This window comes from Cupriavidus metallidurans CH34 (assembly GCF_000196015.1).
Lineage (GTDB): Bacteria > Pseudomonadota > Gammaproteobacteria > Burkholderiales > Burkholderiaceae > Cupriavidus > Cupriavidus metallidurans.
Window position 1 is genome coordinate 2330091 of sequence record NC_007974.2, and the last position, 18723, is coordinate 2348813.

The window sequence follows — 18723 nt, forward strand, 5'->3', positions numbered from 1 at the left end:
CCACGAGCACGCCATGGCCGCCTACCCCTTCGTTCCCGCGCTACGCGAGCCGCAAGGCTCGCCGATCCGCGAGCTGTTCAAGTATCTCTCCGACCCGGAGATGATCTCGTTCGCCGGCGGCTATCCGTCCGCCGCGTTGTTCGACGTGGAAGGCATCGGCGCGGCATCCGCACAGGCATTGCGCGAACGTCCTGCCGAGTGCCTGCAGTACGGCGCCACGGAGGGCACGCCTGCGCTGCGCAACGCGCTGGCGGCCCTGATGGCGGAGCGTGGCGCGGCCGTCGCCCTGGACGAACTGCTGATCACCAGCGGCTCGCAACAGGGCTTCGATTTTCTCGTGCGCGCGCTGGTGGAGCCTGGCAGCCTCGTGCTGGTGGAGGAACCCACCTACTCGGCCACGCTGCAGGCACTGCGGCTGGCCGGCGCTGACGTGCGCGGCGTGCCGTCCGACCATGACGGCATGAACGTCGACGCACTGGAGGCGATGCTCGCAGACGCGCCGGCACGTCCTCGCATGATCTACACGGTGCCGACCTTCGCCAATCCAACCGGCGCCACGCTCTCACCCGCGCGCCGGCTTCAATTGCTGGAACTGGTGGCACGGCACGAGATCGTGCTGGTCGAGGACGATCCTTACGGCGCGCTAAGCTTCGACGGTCCGCCGCCGCCATCGCTGCTCGCGCTGTGCGATCAGGTGTCCGGCGCGCGCCCGTGGCTCGTGCATCTCGCAAGCCTGTCGAAGACGCTGGCACCAGGACTGCGGCTGGGCTGGATGGTGGCCGCGCCGGAGATCGTGCGTCGCGCGGTGATCGCCAAGCAGGTGTCGGACCTGTGCACGCCGCCATGGCTGCAACTGACCGCCGCGCATTACCTTCAGGCCGGAAACCTGCCCGGGCAGATCGCGCGGGAAGTGGCGGTCTATCGCGACAAACGCGATCGGCTGACGACGGCGTTGCACCAGGCGTTCGGCACGCGCATCCGGTTTGCGGATCCCGCCGGGGGCATGTTCCTGTGGGTATCCGTGGACGGCATCGACGATGCGGCGGCGCTGCTGCCCCATGCCATCGCAGAGAAAGTGCTGTTCGTGCCGGGCACAGGCTTCTACGCCGAGCGTCGCGCGCGCCCCGCGTTCCGGCTGTCGTTCGTGGGCGCCGACCCGGCGCAGATCGAAGAAGGCGTGGCGCGGCTTGCCCGGGCCGCAGCGCGTGCCGGGGTATCCGTCGTCAATCCGGACTAAGCCAGGCGCTCAGACATCCAGCGTGCCGACGAAGCCGAACTCGACCGGCGTCTTCGCATAGAACAGGCGGATGTCTTCGTGACGCAGGCGCTCCAGCAGCGCCTCCACCTCTTCGACGGTGGCGACCACCGTCACCTCTTCCGGCCGATCGGCTAGTTCGATGAAATGCCAGGAATGGAAGCGATGGTCGTGCCCGATTCCCTCCGCCGCCACCGTGTGCGTGGCACCGCGAATCTGCATCTCCCGCATCACCTGCATCAGCCAGTGCGATAGCTGCTTGCCGTGATGGCGCCGACCTTCCTGCGTGTAGAAGGTGAGTTGATAGCCCTGCATGACATCTCCCTGCGGATCTGGATTGGCCAGAAGCTGGAGCCCCCCACGTGGCAATTTCATCGTATGCCAGGGGGCAGCAATGGTCCAAGACCAGCTGCCGGGCCGAGAGCGCCCGGCACCCCCTGGGAAACCCGGTGTTGAGAATGGCTCTCATTCTGAGTTAGGATGCCGCCATCGCCCCTTGCGGGGCTTATTGCCGGAGAAGTTCATGCAGAAGATTGCCGCTTTCCTCGTTGCCGGAGTGTTCTCGACCGCCGCTTTCGCCGGCGCCAACTGCTCCAAGCACCCGAAATCCGAATGGATGCCGGAAGCCGATGCCAAGGCCAAGATCCAGGAACAGGGCTACAACATCAAGAAGTTCAAGGTGGACGGCAATTGCTACGAGATCTACGGTACGACCAAGGATGGCAAGAAGGCCGAGATCTACTTCGACACCAAGACGCTTGAAATCGTCAAATCGGAAATCGGCAGCTAAGCATGTCGGCGCCCGCGGACCGGACGAACGCCCCCGACACGATTCGCGTCTGGGACGTGGTCGTGCGTTTCACGCACTGGAGCGTAGCGGCCATCGTCTGCTTTGACCTCGTCCAGGACTCCGGAGACAAGGTGCACCGAACCCTCGGCTACATCGCCGCGGGGCTGGTGCTGTTCCGGGTCTTGTGGGGCTTCATCGGCAGCCAGCCTGCGCGTTTCCGCACGTGGCTGCCACGTCCGTCCGCCGTGCTGGCCTATGCCAAGGCACTGATCGCCGGCCGCGCGCCGCGCCATGTCAGCCATACGCCGCTGGGCGCCGTCGCCATGCTGGCCATGTGGACGCTGATCCTGGCGCTGGCCGTCACCGGCTGGATCTCGCGTCTCGATGCGTTCTGGGGCGAGGATTTGCCAGTCGACATCCACCGCTGGCTGGCGAACGCGCTGCTGGCGCTGGTGATCCTTCATGTGGCCGCAGCCATCGTCATGAGCATCAAGGGCCGCGAGAACCTCGTCGCTGCCATGATCACGGGCCGCAAGCCACGTGATCCGCGCCGCTAGCGGATTTCTATGGCATAGTTGCCATCGTTTTACCCCGCGTGTATCGGGAGAGTCTGTGCCAGCCGCCCGGCCGACACGGCGCCGAAGGAGCAACCGCCCCGGAAACTCTCAGGCAAAAGGACCGGTACCCGCCATTGAACTCTGAAGAACCCCGGCTTGCACGTCAGCCGGCGGTACCGAAGGAGCAAGCGGCACGCGTATTGTTCGTGTGCCGCGAATCTCTCAGGTCAAGGACAGAGGGGGCGTCCGCAACCGCGCATGGTGCGCGGCGGACTGCCATCCCACGACGTCCTGAAAGACCTTCGACATGAAATCCATCGCAGTGATCGGCGGCGGCATCACCGGCGCCACGACGGCTTACGCCCTGGCCAAACGCGGGTTCTCCGTCACCCTGTTCGAACGGCACCGCTATGCGGCCATGGAAACCTCGTTCGCCAACGGCGGACAGCTCTCCGCCTCCAACGCGGAAGTCTGGACGCACTGGTCCACGCTGGCCAAGGGCCTGAAGTGGATGCTGCGCAACGACGCGCCGCTGCTCGTCAACCCGCGCCCGACCTGGCACAAGCTGAGCTGGTTCGCCGAGTTCATCGCATCGATCCCGCATTACCGCGGCAACACGGTGGAGACCACGCGGCTTGCCATTGCCGCGCGCCAGCACCTGTTTGCGTGGGCGGAGGCGGAGGGCATCGACTTCGACCTCAAGCGGCGCGGCATCCTGCATATCTATCGGGACAAGGCGGGCTTCGATCACGCAGGGCAAGTCTCGAAGCTCCTGGCCGAAGGCGGACTCGAACGGCGCGCGGTGACCCCGGACGAGATGCGAAGCATCGAGCCGACGCTGGCAGGCCAGTACTATGGCGGCTACTACACGGAAAGCGACTCTACCGGCGACATCCACAAGTTCACCACCGGTATCGCTGCGGCGGCGCGCAGACTGGGTGTCCAGATGCTGTACAACCAGGACGTGAGCGCCGTGTCGACCAGCGGCCGGCGAGTGACGATCGTCTCGGCTGACGATGGCCAGACGACATCGCGCGAATTCGACGCAGTGGTCGTCTGCGCCGGCGTTGCCAGCCGCGATTTCGCGCGGCAACTCGGAGACCGCGTGAACATCTATCCGGTCAAGGGCTATTCGATCACGGTCAACCTCAACGATGCCGAAAGCCAGGCCTCGGCGCCCACGGTCAGCCTGCTCGACGACGAAACCAAGCTTGTCACCAGCCGTCTGGGCGTGGACCGATTCCGCATAGCCGGCACCGCCGAGTTCAACGGCGTCGACCGCGACATCCGCGCCGATCGCATTCGTCCGCTGATCGACTGGGTCCATGCTTGCTTCCCCGGCGTCAGCACCCGTAGCGTGGTGCCCTGGGCGGGGTTGCGGCCGATGATGCCGAACATGATGCCGCGCGTTGGCCGGGGCCATGCCGCTAACGTGTTCTACAACACAGGGCATGGGCATCTCGGCTGGACGCTGTCCGCCGTGACGGCCGAGATGGTGGGGGATGTCGTGCGCCACGCCGCCACGGCGCAGCAAGGGCGCGTGGGCGTTGGCGGATTGGTGGTGGGCAACGGCTGAGGGAAGCCCTTCTTTCCGGGCCAAAAACGAAAAAAGCCCCGCTTGCGCGGGGCTTTTCGAATCTGGTGCCCAGAAGAGGACTCGAACCTCCACAGTGTTGCCACCGCTAGGACCTGAACCTAGTGCGTCTACCAATTCCGCCATCTGGGCGATGCGAGCCGCGAATTCTACAGAAGCCTGAGGAATTTGCAAGCCCCCGTGTGAATTCTCTCGCATTCCTCCCAGGTCAGTTGCCGCGCAGCTCCAGATAGAGCCCGCCATCGACCACGTAGCGGTTCCGGCCCGCCCGCTTGGCGCGGTACATGGCGCTGTCGGCGCGATGCAGCAGTGGCTCGAGGCGCGGCGCGTCGGGCACGGCGCAGACCGCGCCGACGCTGATCGTCACGAACGGCTGCACCGGCGTGCCATGATGGGGAATGCCCAGTTCGCGTACCGCTGCCACCATCCGGCGTGCGATGGTTCGCGTCTCCTCGGACGTGGAATCCGGCAGCACCACGGCAAACTCCTCGCCACCCAGGCGGGCGCAAAACTGCGTGCCATCGAGCACGCAGGTCAAGGCCGTCGCGACCTGCCGCAGGCACTCGTCGCCGCGCGGATGGCCATAGAGATCGTTGAACTGCTTGAACAGGTCGACATCCAGAATCAGCAGGCCGATTTCCGTGCCGCGTTCGTAGGCGCGTGTCACCGCGGCATGCGACTCGCGCTGGAAGTAGCGACGATTCGGAATGCCGGTCAGGGCATCGACGTCGAGGTCCGCCTGGGCGCGCGACAGCTCCTGCGCGGTCTGCCCAAGCTGCATGGCCAGCGCCTGCTCGCGCGACTGATAGCGGCTGATATCGCGCATGAACACGAGCTTGCCGATTGGCTTGCCATCCATCCGGCAGACGGGCTCCACCATCAGTTCGTACTGCGCGCCCTGGGGAATCCCGGGATTCGTGCCGACGTCTTCGGCAGTGGCCGGCGAAGACAGCAAGTCCTGCCACGTGGCAGGCGCCACCTCGCCTTGCGCCAGTTCCGGCAACATGCGCGCCGCTGCGGGGTTGAACTCGACGATGGTGCCGTCCAGGCCGAGGATCACGCAGCCTTCGCGGATGGTGTCGAATACACGCAGCCGCGCGTAGTGCCCGACATCGTCCAGATGCGATCGCAGCGCACAGAACCAGACCAGCACCGTCATGACCGAGAACGTGGCCGGTGTAAGATCACCGCCGAGCGGGCCAGTCAGGCGCTCCAGATAGGCGAGATGAAAAACAAGCGGCAGCGCCAGGCCGCACGCCAGGATATTCCGCCCGCGCACCGACAACGCCGCGTTCGGCACCTTGGCCGTGATGAGGAAGTACAGGCTCAGTCCGAGCAGCGCATAGGTCCACGCCGCCATGATCGTGTAGCCGATACCGTGGTGGAATACGGCACCGGGTGATACACCGGGGGGCATCAGTTCGATCGAGGTCCAGACCAGATGGTGACGCTCATTGGTGAACACGAGCACGACCGACAGGACCGCCGCCATCACGGGCACCCATAGCTTCGACCAGGGCACCACGAAATGCGGCCGGCTGACATGGATCATCGCCACGAGCCAGCCAATTGGCACGGCCACGATGCCGAGGTACTGGAGCTTCGCCCAGAAGATGCGCCCGGCCATGTCCGATTCGCTGATCTCGAGCAACCGTCCGCCGCTCCAGACCACCACGCCCCCGGCCAGCAGCAGGAACGCCCTGACCGTAGGGTCGTCACGGCGCGGCCAGGCGGCAATGGCCATGCCCACGCTGCACACCACGGCGATGGTCAGACAAAGGACGAGAGGATACGATGGCATGGAAGGTCGGCCGAACCAGATCGGGGCCCCGACTGGCTGTGCGGGGCGAACCATTATAGGCTTGCGCAGTCCGACACTGGCGCGGCGCCCGGTGGCGCCGCCAATGCACAACACATCCGGAAAACCGAACGTGCCAATCATTCTCCTGGGGCTGGCGTTACTGGCTGCCTTTGTCTACGGCGTCGTGCAGCTCTACCTGAAGGTAGCCGCCGCTTACGGCGCGATCGCCGGCACCGCCGCAGTGGTTGCGCTGCTTGCCGCCCTGACCGCGCTGGCCGTGCGCTGGCTGCAACGCTATCGGGCCATCCACGGCAAGCGTGTCAACGGCGAGCGAGTGCTCGCGCTGACCGGAGACTGGGGTAGCCTGAGGCTCGACGCCGAGCGCAAGAACGGTGTCCTGGAGATGAATGGCCGGCGTGTCGTGCTGATCTTCGCCGATATCGGCGAGGCCCGCGCCGTTGCCGCCGATGGCAAGTGGCACATTGCGCTGACGCTGCACCACCACACGCCCGCAGACTGGAAGATCCCCGTCGCGGACGGCAGCACCGCCAACCGCTGGAGCAAGATCTTCACGCTGGCGGCAGCGCAGAAACTCTAGAAATCGCTGTTATCTTCACAAGGAGCCTCCGCATGACTCGATCGAACCGCCAATTGAAGCGACTGACCACCGCCAGTGCTGTCGCGCTCGTCGCCATGGTGGCCGGTTGCGCGTCGCAACCGCCGGCAGAACCGATTCCGAACCCGGGCCCCCAGGGTGGCCGTGGCACGCCGGAAGGTTGCCAGGCCGACAAGCTGGGCGACGAGGCGCTGATCGGCAAGACCGAAGCCGAGGCCGCCGCCCTGCTCAAGGGATGTGCCTGGCGCTTTGGCAGCCGCGATGGCCAGAGCCTGCCGGCCACGATGGACTACAACCCGCAGCGCCGGTCCATCGACGTGGTGGGCGGCAAGGTCACCGCCGTTCGTCGGGGCTAGCTTCGCGGATGCCTTGGCGGCTAACCTCGCCGCCAGGGCAGTACCGCATCGGGTACCGCGGCCGCTACTTCGAACGGCTGCGGTCCGCGCCGTACGTATCCATGATGATCATCGTGCGGTCCAGCACCCCGTTGTCGTCGAAGTAGGCGCTGAAATGCGCAGGCACGTAGCCGGGCAGGTACATGCGGTACGACCACGCCTCGCGCTTCATCAACGGGTAGTACTGAATTGGCTCGCGCGGCATGCCCCAACGCTCCATAACGTCCCGCTTGGTCCAGGTATTGGGCTGTGCCTTGTAGATTTCGGCCTCGGTCAGCATCTGCCGGAACGCGATCAGCTTGCCCGACCCATCGAAATCGGCCGCGTAGACGTCATACCCATAGGGCTGTTTCGAGTAGATCCAGCGCAGCGTGCCGTCGGCAAGCTGATGCGTCTCGGTGGGCTTGCCAAATGTATCGCTCACGGCCGACTGCGGACTCCCGATCATCTTCTGCCCGGTCTCCACGGGTTGCAGCGACGCACATGCGCTCAAGACCAGGGCGGCGATCCCCATCCAGACGGGTAAACGAAGTTGCATGGTTGGCTCCGGTATCGGTGAGACTCTCGTGCCCAGCATACTCCACTTGGACTGCTTGAGCGCGTATCTCGCCTGCTACGTAAACACCGAAGCACCAGGGTTTATTCCGCAAGAGCATAGCCCGTATTGCCCGTCATGCCCGTGCCGGGCGCATCGGCACGCGCGCGATCGTCCGATCGTCAATCGGCCAGTGCAGCGCGGCGGCGATCACGCCCAGTGCCATCGCCCCCATCCAGACCAGGTCATAGGACCGCGTCAGCTCGAACACCACCCCACCCAGCCACACGCCCAGAAACGAGCCAAGCTGGTGGCCGAAGAAGACGAAGCCGAACAGCGTGGTGATGTAGCGCACGCCGAACACCTGGGAGACGATGCCGCTGGTCAGCGGCACCGTACCGAGCCACAGGAAGCCCATCACCGCTGCGAACGCATACAGGCTCATCGAGCTCAGGGGCAGCAGCACGAACAGGGCCATTGCCGACGTACGCGCCAGATAGATGCCGGCCAGCAGGTACTTCCGCGTATGTCGCCCGCCCAGCCAGCCGAACACATAGGTGCCGAAGATATTGGCCAGCGCGATGATGGCCAGCGCGGCCATGCCGTCAGCGGGCTGCATCCCCTTGTCACGCAGGTAGGCGGGCAGATGGTTGGCGATAAAGGCCAATTGGAAGCCACATGCCAGGAAGCCGAGGTTGAGCAGCCAGAAGCCCGAGTGGCTGAAAGCCTCGCGGATGGCGGCCAGCATCGGCATCGGTGGCTGGCCGCCGGTAGCAGCATCGGATGCCGGCGCGCGATCGCGGAACGGCAACGCGAACGGGATCAACACCGCCGCGCATACCGCCAGCACCATCAGCGCGTTCGTCCAGCCGGTGAACGACAACAGCGCCTGCGCGGACGGCACCATCAGGAACTGGCCGATGCCACCGATCGCCCCGGCGATGCCCAGCGTGCGGCTGCGGTCCTCTGGCGGCACCATGCGGCTCAGCGCGCCATAGACCACGCCGAACGTCGTCCCAGACTGCGCCACGCCGATGCAAACCCCGGCGACCAGCATGAATGCCGGCGCGCTCGTGATCACCGCCATCCCGTAGAGGCCCAGCGCGTACAGCACCAGACCGGCCAGCATCACCTTCCAGGAGCCGAACCGGTCGGCCACCATGCCAGTGAATGGTTGCGCGATGCCCCAGGTCAGGTTTTGCACGGCCATGGCCAAGCCAATCGACTCACGCGTCCAGCCTCGGTCGCCGATGATCGGCAGCAGGAACAGCCCTTGCACGTGCCGCGCGCCCAGCGCCAGCCCCATGACCAGCCCGCCGGCCAGCAACAGGAAGACGGTATCGCGCCACCATGGCGCCGGGGCCGCGGGCTGCGATGCGGCACGAGTATGGGAGCGGGGAGCGTCGGTCATGCTGTCGGTCGGATGAAGGCGTTGAATGTCCTCCATTTCATGCGCACCGGTGCGGCGGTTCAACCGACATTTCGGGCGTTTTGTCATGCGCTGAACGCATGGCAAGAGACGGCGAGCCATGCTGTAATGGTGCCATTCGCCCCTGCCACAGCCATACGCCCCCGTCATGTCAGAACCGCTCGCCCGGTTGTTCTCCCTCGACCTGCTCAAGGGCTTCGTCGCCGTGGGCCGGCGCATGAGCATCACGCAAGCCGCCGAGGACCTCTGCCTGACCCAGTCAGCCGTCAGCCGCCAGGTCCGGGCGCTCGAAGAGCAGCTTCAAGTCCGGCTGTTTATCCGGCGGCACCGGGGAGTCGCGTTCACGCCAGAGGGCGAGCGGCTGTTCCGCAGCGCCGACGGCGCCTTGCTGCAACTGCAAAACGTGGCGGCGGAGCTTCGCAAGCGCGATGGCCGACAACCCGTGACGGTAACGGCCAGCATTGGCGTGGCGGGCCTCTGGCTGTTGCCGCGACTGGGCTCGCTGCAGCGCCAGTACCCGGGCCTGGACGTGCGCCTGTCCGCCAACAACCAGATCAGCGATCTGCGTGCCGATGGCATCGATCTGGCGATCCGCTATTGCCCGGCATCGGCGGCGCCGCCCCTTGCCGTCCATCTGTTCGACGAGACCATCGCCCCGGTGGCGAACCCCTCGGTGGGCGCACACCGCGTAGCGACGCCCGAGGCGCTGGCGGAACTGCCGTTGATCGAATTCGACGATCCACGCCCATGGCTGCACTGGCGTAACTGGCTCGGCGCGCAAGGCTACCGCCAGGCCAGCCGCCGCGGCATCCTGCGCTTCAACCAGTACGACCAGGTGATCCATGCAGCGCTGGCCGGGCAAGGCGTGGCGCTTGGCCGCCTCGAACTGATCCAGTCGTGGATCGACGGCGGCCAGCTTGTGGTTGCCGCGACTGGTGGTGCGGCCATGCCCAGCCCCAACGCCTTCTGGCTGATTCACGCCAGGGAGCAACCACGCGAGGACGTCCGGCGCGTGGCGGAATGGATCCGGAGTGAAGCCGCCGGCATAGCCGCAACCGGTGGCGCCAGCCACTCACCCCCTGCGCGCCCGACCCCTACTTTGGTGGGGCAAGCAAACCCGCCATCAAGAAACGGGCGTCTGATCCGATAAGATGGTCGTTGGTCGCCGGATGGCGTCCAGCGTGTAGATGTGGAGCCACCATGGACCCCCTTTCGTTCGAGTTCGTGACTGTCGAGGAAGCCAAGAAGGTACTCGACGGGAATATGCCGCCTGCCGCGCGGACCGACTGGACCGAGATGCGCCAGCCCTCGGATGCCATGGAACAGACGCTGACACCCGAAGCACTCAGATGGCTCGCCCAGTTGCCGCGTGAAATCCGGCCGCTCGAACTGTTCCACACCTATCCGCGCATCGCCAATCAGTTGGCCAGGCTGGCCGCCCCGGCCGCCGTATCGGCATTCCTCGCCGACCTGCTGATCGACAAGCGTGGCGACCGGCAGGGCTTTCCGGGCGGTATCGCGCCGGAGCTTTCGAAGCTTCAGGAGCATCTGCTGCAATTGCTCCAGCCCCCCGACGCCACCGCCTGACACACCACGGATCACCTCGGCTACAGCTCATCCTCCAGCGGCAGGAGTCCCAGAAAGTCGATGCCGATGTGCTGCCACACGCTCATGCCGGGCTCCTTGTCGGTGGTGACTTCCTTGCCCTGCTCCATCGTTGTCCACGTCAGGCCTTCCTGACCCGCCGCATCGGTACGCACCCCAATGCGCCACGCGATCTCGGGCAGCCGCTTGTCCACGTCGGACACGAACCAGGCAGCCAGCGTGGGGCTGTCGAGCACGACCCCCATCTCGGTATTGAGCCGGCTCGATCGCGGGTCCAGGTTCGGGGAGCCCACGAACAGGAACCGCCGGTCGACGACATAGGCCTTGGCATGGAGGGTTGCGCGGCTCGATGCGAAGGTGCGAGCGTGTCTGCCACGATCTTGCGTCAATCCGGTACTGGCGGTGGGCTTGAGTTCGTACAGTTCGATGCCGGCGTGGAGCAGCGCCAGACGGCGTGGCGCGTAGCCCGCATGGACTGCGGAAACATCCGTGGCCGCAAACGAGTTGGTCAGCACCCGCACCTTGACGCCACGTTTGGCGATGGCGGCCAACCATTTCTCGGTGTCATCGTCTGGCACAAAGTACGGCGAGATCAGCACCAGTTCGGTCTGCGCCGCCTCCATCAGCGCCCGCAGGCGGGGAATTGCGTGTGTCGACGCATCGTCGGGATCGTTCTCGATCTTGTCAGGCGAGTCGGCAATCACGCGCGCGCTGCCGACGTGACCCGGCAGATGACCCACTTCGATGCCGCGCGCCAGCCCCGAGTCCAGCAGTTCCTGCACGAAGGGACTGGCACGAGCCACGTCCCCCTTTGCCTCGACTTCCTTGCGAAAGCGTCGCAGTTCCTCAGGTGCCTCCTTGCCCTCGGGCACCAGCGCGGCCACCGGATACGCGCTCTCGCTGTTCCAGTACTGGTCGAACACCTTGCTGGCGGCCTGCACGACGGGCCCGGCGACCATCACATCCAGGTCGCTGAAATCGACGTCGGGTCGGGCCGAGAAATACGCGTCTCCGATATTGCGGCCACCGACCACGCCCACGAGGTTGTCCGCCACCATCAGCTTGTTGTGCATGCGCCGGTCCAGGCGGCCGAAATCGACCATCATCTCGGCCCAGCGCGCGGAGCGGTTGGCAAACGGGTTGAACAACCGGGTCTCGATGTTCGGATGGGCGTCGAGCGCCGCCCAGAGCTTGTCCTGATTGGTGGAATGCAGGTCGTCGATCAGCAGACGCACCCGCACGCCACGGTCGGCGGCATCGATCAACTCGCCAAGCAGGGCGCTGCCCGTGGTATCTGCATCAAATAAGTAGTACTGGAGATCGAGCGTCTTGCGCGCCGCGCGCGCCAACGCCATGCGGACCGCCAGCGCATCGGGCCCAGAACCCAGCGGATAGAAGATCGATTGACCCGGATTCCGCGCCAGCCGTGGTGCCAGGGAACTGGCCAGCAACGTATCGCTGGTATCGGTCGACGCGTAGCTCGGCGTGCGGTCAGGATGCGCTGGCAAACTGGCGCACCCTGCCAGTACCAGGATGCAGGCCGACAGACAGGCCAGCAGAAATCGGGGGCCAACGCTCGCACTCCGTTGTTGCAACGCCTGCGCCATGGCGGCCCCCAGGTGGTTGGTTCACTGCTGCGCTACGTTCTTCCGCACCGGCTCGCGATAGTAGCCACGCACGATCTGCTGCGCTACCGGCAGCCTGGCGCTGACCGGTGCCGGAAACCGCACGATCGCGTCGAAGCGGTCCACGTCCACCGGCTCGAACAGCACGCGCGGCTCGAACTGCGACAGGTCGACGAACCGCATGTCGCCATAGCGCCGCAGCGTCCGGCCAGCTTCTTCCATGAAGTCCTCGCAAGCCTGCCGCGCCACCTTGATCAGGCGCGCCTCGACATCCTCGGGGTCCACACCCACCTCCAGCGGAATGCGCACGGTATCGAGCGTGTAGGCACCGGCCTGGGAATGGTTGCGCACCGCCGTGGTCAGCAACATGCTGTTGGGCACCTGCACGGTGAAGCCTGTGTAATGACGCGCCGGGGCTACCTCCACCAACGTGGTCGACATCACATCCATATCGATGACCTCGCCGCCGAACGGCCCGATTTCCACCAGATCGCCCAACTGGAACGGTCGCGTGACCATGCGCATAAACGCACCCAGGAAGCACATCACCAGTTCCTTGCCGACCAACAGCAGCGCCGCGGCAAACGCGGCCAGTGAGATCGCCACGCTTTTCAGTTCAGATACCCAGATGCCAAGCAGTAGCAGGAAGGTCACCGCCGCGACGAAGTTGCGCGATGCCACGGTCCAGGCGCGATAGCTGCCGCGATTGTCGGCCTGCAGGCGGGCCGAGAAAAAGCGGTTGATCAGCTTGACCACCATCGTGCCCACGAGGACCACGAACAGGCTGGTGACCACGTTGATCACGATGCTGTCGTTGGCGTTGAAATGCATGGTCATTCGTCCCGGGTTCGCGCCGCCCCAAGTCGCCTGTCACGCACAAAGCGGTGGCAGGGCGCGCCTGTCCTGGGGAATTCTAGTCACACGGCACCGCCCTGCACCAGCGTATTCCATCCGGTTTTGTGTGCCGGGCCCGTCCCGCTGCCCCGAGGCGCGATGCAGAACATCAAAACTGAATCGTCGAACGGGGGCAGAATCGCCCGCGCCTGCCGCCGCTGCGCGGTGCCATTCACAAGGATCGAGATGATGTTGAAGCCTACCCGTCGCTGGTAAACGCGCCGCAGTAAGCGCGCCGGGTCAGGAGGCTGGCGCCGCGGAAGATTGCCAGCCGAGGCCCAGCGACTTCTGCAGCGAGACGAAATCCTTGAGCAGATCCGCATCGCCCGAGATGCGGCTCTGTTGGGCCACCACTCGCGTGCGTTCGACATCGAGCCATTCGAGCATGCTTGCCGTGCCGGCGCGGTAGCGCTGCTGCTGCAACGTCGAGGCGCGTTCCGCGGATGCTTCCACGCGACGCAGCACAACCACGTGCTCGCGCTGATGGCCGTAGCGCGACAATGCGACATCGGCATCGCGCAGTGCCTTCAGCACCACGCTCTCGTAGCTGGCCTCCGCTTCGTCGCGCCCGCCCTCGGCGCCCTCGACTCCTGCGGCCACACGGCCGAAATCGAGGATATTCCATTGCAGGCGCGGCAGCGTCATCCACGTGCCATTTTCCTTGCGCGCGAGGTGACTGGGGTCCGTCGCCGCGAAGCCCAGCGAGCCGAGCAGCGACAGCTTCGGAAACCAGTCCGCCTTGCGCACGCCGATCTGCGCCGTGCTCGATGCCAGACGCCGTTCGGCGGCACGGATATCGGGACGTGATTTCAGCAGCGCGCCCGGATCGCCAACGGCGACGGTTTCCGGCACGCCGGGCAACGGCTTCGGCGCCGATAGCTCCGCGTCGAGCGTCCCCGGCGAGCGGCCAGTCAGCATCGCAAGCTGGTCCAGCGATTCGGCGATGCTGGCTTGCACCGGCGACATCTGCGCGCGCGTGTTGTCGAGTTGCGTCATCAGCCGCTCCACCTCAAGCTGCGATGCCACGCCGCGTGCGCGACGCTGCTGCGTCAGCTCGAACATCTCCGCTTCGAGTTGCTCGGACGACGTCAGGTGCGCAAGGCTTTCCTGCTGCTCGCGCAGTGTGATGTAGGCCTGTGCCACTTCGGCAGCCAATTGCACGTGGGCATCGGCCAGTTGCGCATCGGCGGCATCGGCTTCGGCCGACGCAGCTTCGATCGAACGACGCGTGCCACCGAACAGGTCGATCTCCCAGCTTGCGTCGAAGGCTGCGATATAGAGCGACAACGGCCCGCGCCCGGCATTCGACGAGCCCTGGCCCGACAGCGCGGACAGGTTCGGCGAGCGCGTGCGCAACGTGGCCGCATCGACGGCAACCGTCGGGAACAGGTTGGCCTTGTTTCCGGCCAGTCCGGCACGTGCCTGTCGCACGCGCGCGCGCGCCACGCGGATATCGGGGCTTTGCTTCAACGCCGATTCGATCAGTCCATCGAGTTGCGTGTCGCCCAGCGCGTGCCACCAGTCGGCTACACGTGGCGTCTGGCTGTCGGTGCCTTCCCCGGCGCGGGGAAATTTTCCGGTGTCGATCGCGTTGCCAGCCACCTGCGGCGCGCCGCGATAGTCGGGGCCAACGGTGCAGCCCGCGGCGAACATCGCCGCCGCAAGCGTCAGCAAGGTGGCACGAAAGGAAACAGACATGATCAGTGACCGGTGGAAATAGGTGCGCCCGGACGGGGCGGTTTCAGCAGCAGGGCCAGCGGCACACAGAACAGCAGGGCCACGCCGAGCGCGAAGAAGGTTTCGGAGAACGTCATCACAGCCGCCTGGCGGGCAATCTGGCCACTCAGCTGGGCAATCGCCTGCAACTGGGCATGAGCATAGTCGCCGCCCTGGGCCATGAAACTCGCGATGCTCGACGTCATGTGCTCCTGACCGATCGCGCTGTTAGCGGTCACCGATTCGCGGATCACCGAGTCGTGATAGGCATTGCGCCGGTCGATCAGCGTGCCGAGCAGCGCGAGGCCAATCGAACCGCCAAGGTTGCGCGCCATGTTGTACAGGCCCGCGGCATCGCCCGCTTCGTGCGTGGCCACGGCGGCCATCGATGCCTGATTCAGCGGCATCATCGCCAGGATCTGGCCGAAGCCCCGCAGGATCTGCGATGCGTAGAAGTCATGGCCAACGCTGTCGACGGTCAGGCCGATATCGAGCATGCAACTGGCGAAGAAGCACACCAGCCCCGAGATGACCAGCCAGCGGCTGTCGAACTTGCCGAGCATACGCGGCAGCACGGGCATCAGCAGAAACGCGGGCAGGCCCGACAGCAGCATGATGCCGCCCGCCTGCTCGGCGTTGTAGCCGGCGATCGTCGCCAGGAACTGCGGCAGCAGGTAGGACACGCCGTACACCCCGGCGCCCACCGTGGTCACGATCAGGATCACGCTTGCGTAGTTCTTGTTCAGCAGCAGGCGCAGACGCACGATCGGCTGCTTCGCCGTAAGCTGCCCGACAAGCATCAGTGCCAGGCCGCCCGCCGCCAGCAGCGACAGATAGACAATCAGGTGTGACTCGAACCATTGCTCGCGCTGGCCTTCCTCGAGCACCACGGTCAGGGAGCTGAGACCCACCGCAAGGCCAACGATGCCGAGCCAGTCGGCCTTGAAGAATGCGTTGAAATCCGCGCGCTCGGATTTCAGCCCGAAGTACAGCAGAGGTACCAGCACCGCCGTGATCGGCAGATTCAGGAAGAAGCACCAGCGCCAGTTGACGTTCTCGGCCAGCCACCCGCCCACTACCGGGCCGAGCAGGGGCCCGAGCAACACGATCAGGCCGAACATCGACATCCCGATCGGCATCTGGTGCCGGGGCAGCCGCGTCCGCACGATGGTCTGCGCAGTCGGAATCATCGCGCCACCGGCAAACCCCTGGCCGATACGGCCGACCACCATTTGGGTCAGGCTATGCGACATGCCGCACATCATCGAGAACGCCGTGAACAGCAGCGCGTTCGACATCAGGAAGCGGCGCAGCCCGAACACGCGCGTCAGCCATGCCGTGAGCGGAATGATCACGATCTCGGCCATCAGATAGCCGGTAGAGATCCAGGTACCCTCGGTACCGGCCGCCCCGATCTGGCCCTGGATCTGCGGCAGCGCCGAATTCGTGATGGAGATATCAAGCGTGGCCAGGAGCGCCCCGAGGGAACCGGCGGCCACGGCAATCCAGTCCGCCGCGGAAGCGTTCGGCTCCCGCGCGATTGCCGCCGCTTCAGCCATGGGTGGCCTTGATGTCGGCCTGGGTCCTGGCGGGATGGAGCTCGCGCGTGTCGATGTCGACGACTACCGACAGGCCCGGCACCAGGATCGCGCGCGCTTCCGTCGGCACGTCCACATGAATCCGCACCGGCACGCGCTGGACGATCTTGGTGAAGTTGCCCGTGGCATTCTGTGCGGGCAGCAGGGCAAACTGCGAGCCGGTACCGGGCGACAGGCTATCGACCACACCATGCAGTTCCTCACCGGGTAGTGCGTCGACGTGGAGCGTCACCGGCTGGCCTGGGCGCATGCGGCCCACCTGCGTTTCCTTGAAATTGGCGGTCAGATAGAGGTCCTGTACCGGCACCACGGTCAGCAGACGCATGCCGGGCTGGGCGAACTGGCCGACGCGCACACCCTTGTCGGCAACACGCCCGGCCGTGGTGGATCGCACCACGGTGTCATCGAGATTGAGCTTTGCCTGACGCGCGCTGGCCTGGGCCACGTCGAGCTGCGCATGCGCCTGCTCGAGCCGCGCCTTCAGCGTCACCGTCTGGCTTTGTTCCACCCGCAAGGCAGCCTCGTTGGCAGCCAGCGTGGTGGATGCGCGGGTCTGCGCATTGCGCAGCTCGGCCGTGCGCTCTTCCGTTTCGGCGCCCGATTTCACCAGTGGCGCATAGCGTTCCACCTGCGATGCCGCATAGCGCGAATTGGCTCGCGCGCCATCCACTTCCGCGGCAGCCTGCGCGATCCTCGCCTGCTGCTGCGCGAGATCGGCTTCCGCGCGCGTCACGTCGGCCTGCCGCGAAGCCACGGTCGCCTGCGACTCATCATAGGCTGCCTGGTACTGACGATTGTCGAGCCGCACCAGTTCCTGACCCGCCTGGATCTGCTGGTTGTCACGCACGTAGACCTCGGCCACGTAGCCGTTGACCTTGGGTGCCACCGTCACGCTATCGGCCTGTATATAGGCGTCATCGGTGCTTTCGATGAAGCGGCCATAGAGCCACCAGCGCACACCGTACGCCAGGGCAAGCGCGAGAAGCAGCAAACCCGCGCCGAGCAGGATCTGCTTGCGGCGTGAAGTGCGATCGGGAACGGCGGATTCTGGCGCGACGCCGGCTGGCGACGCCGTTGCGGCGGAGTGGGTGGCGGACATGGGGACGCGGGGACTTCGAAGTCGGAATGGCTCAGCAATTATTCCACTTGATAAAAATCTGTCAACTGGTATATTTCTGTCTGAATTCAGCGACAAGGACTTCCGACATGGCGCGACACAGGCCTGCGGCCGAAGGCGGTTACCAGCGTGGCGAAGAGACTCGTGCCCGTATCATCGATGCGGCGCTGCGGCTGTTCGGCACACATGGCTTTGACGGCGCTTCCACCCGCGACATCGCGCGCGAAGCCGGGGTGAACGCCCCGGCACTCCAGTACTACTTCGATAACAAGGAAGGGGTCTACCTGGCATGCATCGACTACTTCGTCGAGCGGGTGTGGTCGCTGCTGGAGGAAGTTGTGGGCCGGGCGGAAGCCGTGGTGGCCCGGGAAGACGCCAGTGACGCAGAACTGATCGACGCCTACCTGGCGCTGCAGGCGCGCTTCATGGCCTTTCTATATGAGGGCCCCGACACCGAGCACTGGCGTCAGTTCATGGCGCGTGAACGTGCGGGACTCGGCCCCCCGGCGGCATTCGACCGCTTCGATGCCGGCATCAACCACCGGCTGTTCTCGCTGACCACGCATATCGTTGGGCGCCTGACCGGGCAGCCGGCCACGGCGGAATCCACACGTATCCGCACCATCGCCATCGACAGCCAGGTGGCATCGTTCAAGGTGATGCGGCGTCATATTCTCAAGGCGCTGAACTGGCAGGGCTATGGTGAAGCCGAGACGCAACGCGTGCAGGATGTGATGCACGACCAGACACGGACCCTGCTCGAGGGCTTGGTCGCCCAACGCGACAGGTGAGTTGGCATAACTAGAGCAAATGCTCTAATCATGTCGCGCCGGGCGATAGTTGGACGCAACTATCTCTTTTAAATTAGGCGCTTAGACGTCATCACCAGCTTCGGTTACCCCGCAGTCACTCACCATCTTTAGCAGAAATATGATTGTGCTTCGAAGAAAGCCCTTGCTTATCTATCTAGTAGTAGATAATATTTGGCTCATGGACGACGCGATGCAGCAAAGCAGTCCGCAGCACCAAGCCGATCCACGCAACACCAAGTCGTTTGTCAGTACCGGGAGGCGGTCTTTTTTTTAGCCCTGGTTACCTATCTAGCAGTAGATAGCAACAGCGCCCAAACCAAGACCCCTGAGATTCGCAGCACAGAACACCGGCCCCGCGACCCACACACCAAGATCGCCCGGCCC

General features: G+C 65.1%; 18 protein-coding genes, 1 tRNA gene and 1 riboswitch. Of the genes, 9 read left to right on the plus strand and 10 right to left on the minus strand.

The window, feature by feature from the left end; all coding sequences use genetic code 11:
* The first annotated feature begins 13 nt into the window (after positions 1–13).
* Entirely contained in the window at positions 14–1237 is a 1224-nt protein-coding gene (locus tag RMET_RS28485) for an aminotransferase-like domain-containing protein (RefSeq protein ID WP_011519985.1), read from the plus strand.
* Between the two features lie 9 nt (positions 1238–1246).
* Here RMET_RS28485 and RMET_RS28490 read toward each other — a convergent pair whose 3' ends face one another.
* Positions 1247–1570 carry a DUF190 domain-containing protein gene (locus RMET_RS28490; protein ID WP_011519986.1) on the minus strand — a complete coding sequence of 108 codons (324 nt, stop codon included), beginning with the start codon at positions 1568–1570 and terminating at the stop codon, positions 1247–1249.
* A gap of 208 nt (positions 1571–1778) precedes the next feature.
* Here RMET_RS28490 and RMET_RS28495 point away from each other — a divergent pair, with 208 nt between their 5' ends.
* The 3 genes from RMET_RS28495 to RMET_RS28505 all read left to right on the plus strand — a co-directional run bounded on the left by RMET_RS28495 (position 1779) and on the right by RMET_RS28505 (position 4178).
* Positions 1779–2045, plus strand: a complete 267-nt coding sequence (locus tag RMET_RS28495) for a PepSY domain-containing protein (RefSeq protein ID WP_011519987.1) — start codon at positions 1779–1781, stop codon at positions 2043–2045.
* Between the two features lie 2 nt (positions 2046–2047).
* The gene (locus RMET_RS28500; protein WP_011519988.1) at positions 2048–2602 is read left to right on the plus strand and encodes a cytochrome b/b6 domain-containing protein; all 555 of its coding nucleotides are present in this window, start codon (positions 2048–2050) and stop codon (positions 2600–2602) included.
* A 34-nt stretch (positions 2603–2636) separates the two neighbouring features.
* A riboswitch (glycine riboswitch) is annotated at positions 2637–2736 on the plus strand.
* Between the two features lie 173 nt (positions 2737–2909).
* On the plus strand, positions 2910–4178 hold the full coding sequence (locus RMET_RS28505; RefSeq protein ID WP_011519989.1) for a D-amino acid dehydrogenase: 1269 nt from the start codon (positions 2910–2912) through the stop codon (positions 4176–4178).
* Positions 4179–4241: 63 nt separating this feature from the next.
* Here the strand turns inward: RMET_RS28505 and RMET_RS28510 are convergent.
* Both RMET_RS28510 and RMET_RS28515 read right to left on the minus strand, forming a co-directional pair.
* Positions 4242–4328, minus strand: a tRNA-Leu gene (locus tag RMET_RS28510).
* 76 nt (positions 4329–4404) lie between these two features.
* Positions 4405–5997, minus strand: coding sequence for a diguanylate cyclase domain-containing protein (locus RMET_RS28515; protein ID WP_017514213.1), 1593 nt, complete (start codon positions 5995–5997; stop codon positions 4405–4407).
* 130 nt (positions 5998–6127) lie between these two features.
* Here RMET_RS28515 and RMET_RS28520 point away from each other — a divergent pair, with 130 nt between their 5' ends.
* Both RMET_RS28520 and RMET_RS28525 read left to right on the plus strand, forming a co-directional pair.
* Entirely contained in the window at positions 6128–6595 is a 468-nt protein-coding gene (locus RMET_RS28520) for a hypothetical protein (RefSeq protein ID WP_008649524.1), read from the plus strand.
* Between the two features lie 32 nt (positions 6596–6627).
* Positions 6628–6969: a hypothetical protein gene (locus RMET_RS28525; protein WP_008649522.1), complete on the plus strand. Its 342-nt coding sequence runs from the start codon at positions 6628–6630 to the stop codon at positions 6967–6969.
* Between the two features lie 64 nt (positions 6970–7033).
* Here the strand turns inward: RMET_RS28525 and RMET_RS28530 are convergent, their stop codons facing one another.
* Positions 7034–7546: a hypothetical protein gene (locus RMET_RS28530; RefSeq protein ID WP_011519992.1), complete on the minus strand. Its 513-nt coding sequence runs from the start codon at positions 7544–7546 to the stop codon at positions 7034–7036.
* Between the two features lie 133 nt (positions 7547–7679).
* Positions 7680–8954, minus strand: a complete 1275-nt coding sequence (locus RMET_RS28535; protein WP_035821915.1) for an MFS transporter — start codon at positions 8952–8954, stop codon at positions 7680–7682.
* A gap of 166 nt (positions 8955–9120) precedes the next feature.
* On the opposite strand from RMET_RS28535, the gene RMET_RS28540 reads away from it, so the two are divergent.
* Entirely contained in the window at positions 9121–10122 is a 1002-nt protein-coding gene (locus RMET_RS28540) for a LysR substrate-binding domain-containing protein (RefSeq protein WP_011519994.1), read from the plus strand.
* Between the two features lie 50 nt (positions 10123–10172).
* Positions 10173–10559, plus strand: coding sequence for a hypothetical protein (locus tag RMET_RS28545; RefSeq protein WP_011519995.1), 387 nt, complete (start codon positions 10173–10175; stop codon positions 10557–10559).
* A gap of 20 nt (positions 10560–10579) precedes the next feature.
* On the opposite strand, the gene RMET_RS28550 is transcribed toward RMET_RS28545, so the two are convergent.
* The 5 genes from RMET_RS28550 to RMET_RS28570 form a co-directional block, all read right to left on the minus strand.
* A complete protein-coding gene (locus RMET_RS28550; protein ID WP_011519996.1) occupies positions 10580–12184 on the minus strand; it encodes a phospholipase D family protein in 1605 nt (534 codons plus the stop codon).
* A 21-nt stretch (positions 12185–12205) separates the two neighbouring features.
* On the minus strand, positions 12206–13033 hold the full coding sequence (locus RMET_RS28555) for a mechanosensitive ion channel family protein (protein WP_011519997.1): 828 nt from the start codon (positions 13031–13033) through the stop codon (positions 12206–12208).
* A 303-nt stretch (positions 13034–13336) separates the two neighbouring features.
* Positions 13337–14794, minus strand: coding sequence for an efflux transporter outer membrane subunit (locus RMET_RS28560; RefSeq protein ID WP_011519998.1), 1458 nt, complete (start codon positions 14792–14794; stop codon positions 13337–13339).
* Positions 14795–14796: 2 nt separating this feature from the next.
* Positions 14797–16371: an MDR family MFS transporter gene (locus tag RMET_RS28565; RefSeq protein WP_011519999.1), complete on the minus strand. Its 1575-nt coding sequence runs from the start codon at positions 16369–16371 to the stop codon at positions 14797–14799.
* Positions 16364–17509, minus strand: a complete 1146-nt coding sequence (locus tag RMET_RS28570) for an HlyD family secretion protein (RefSeq protein ID WP_011520000.1) — start codon at positions 17507–17509, stop codon at positions 16364–16366. The genes RMET_RS28565 and RMET_RS28570 overlap by 8 nt, the downstream gene beginning before the upstream one ends.
* A gap of 107 nt (positions 17510–17616) precedes the next feature.
* Here RMET_RS28570 and RMET_RS28575 point away from each other — a divergent pair, with 107 nt between their 5' ends.
* Positions 17617–18318, plus strand: a complete 702-nt coding sequence (locus RMET_RS28575; protein ID WP_011520001.1) for a CerR family C-terminal domain-containing protein — start codon at positions 17617–17619, stop codon at positions 18316–18318.
* Positions 18319–18723 lie beyond the last annotated feature (405 nt).